Origin of the sequence: Actinomyces sp. MRS3W (assembly GCF_032465695.1) — a bacterium.
In the GTDB taxonomy this organism is placed as follows: domain Bacteria; phylum Actinomycetota; class Actinomycetes; order Actinomycetales; family Actinomycetaceae; genus Actinomyces.
The window spans coordinates 1-920 of sequence record NZ_JAWDJJ010000012.1 but is presented as its reverse complement, the minus strand read 5'-3'; the positions used below and the strand labels follow the sequence as shown (position 1 = coordinate 920).

Genomic DNA, 920 nt, shown 5'->3' with positions numbered 1-920 from the left:
GTCGGGGCGGGCGGCGGGGTCGTGGAGGTGGCCGCCCATCTCGACGTCGAGCCCGGCGGTCAGCGACATGCGGGCGGCGTCGGGCAGGTCGGCGGCCACGCCGTGCGGGATGAGGTTCTCCACGCCGGAGGCGTCGCCGACGATGGCGCCGGTGAAGCCGAGTTCGTCCTTGAGCAGGTCGGTGAGCAGGCGCCGGTTGGCGTGAACGGGGCGCCCGTTGACGGTGTTGAAGGAGGCCATGACGGAGCCGGTTCCGGCGTCCACGCAGGCGGCGAAGGGCGGCAGGTAGACGGAGCGGAGCCGCTGGTCGGAGACGTCGACGGTGTTGTAGTCGCGGCCGCCCTCGGCGGCGCCGTAGCCGATGAAGTGCTTGGCGGTGGCCACCATGGTGCCGGGCTCGTCCAGGTGCTCGTGCTGGTAGCCGGCCACCATGGCAGCCCCCATGCGGGAGGTGAGCAGGGGGTCCTCGCCGAAGCCCTCGGCGACGCGTCCCCAGCGGGGATCGCGGGAGACATCGACCATGGGTGAGAAGGTCCAGGTGACGCCGCCGGAGCGTGCCTCGGCGGCGGAGACGGCGGCGCAGGTGCAGGCGATGGCGGTGGAGAAGGAGGCGCCCATGGCCAACGGGGTGGGGAAGGTGGTGCGCTGGCCGTGGATGACGTCGAGCCCGATGAGCAGGGGGATGCCGTGGGCGGATTCCTCGACGGCGGCGCGCTGGACGGCGTTGGTGTCCGCCGCGTTGCCGGGCCAGAACAGGGCGCCAATGCCGGCGCGGGCGGCCTCCAGGCACTCCTTAGTGGTCATCTTGAAGGTGATCTGGATCTGGGCGAGCTTCTCCTCCCAGGAGAGCTCGGCGAGGATGTTCTCCACGCGCTCGCGCTGGGCGTCGGTGAGTTGGTCGGCGGGGGCGAGGCCGGGGG

Annotated in this window: 1 protein-coding gene; it reads right to left on the bottom strand. The window is 72.3% G+C overall.

Annotation, left to right across the window (positions count from 1 at the left end):
* Positions 1-920 (bottom strand): glycoside hydrolase family 3 protein (locus RWX45_RS00260; RefSeq protein WP_316021795.1); only part of this gene is annotated, 920 nt, incomplete at both ends.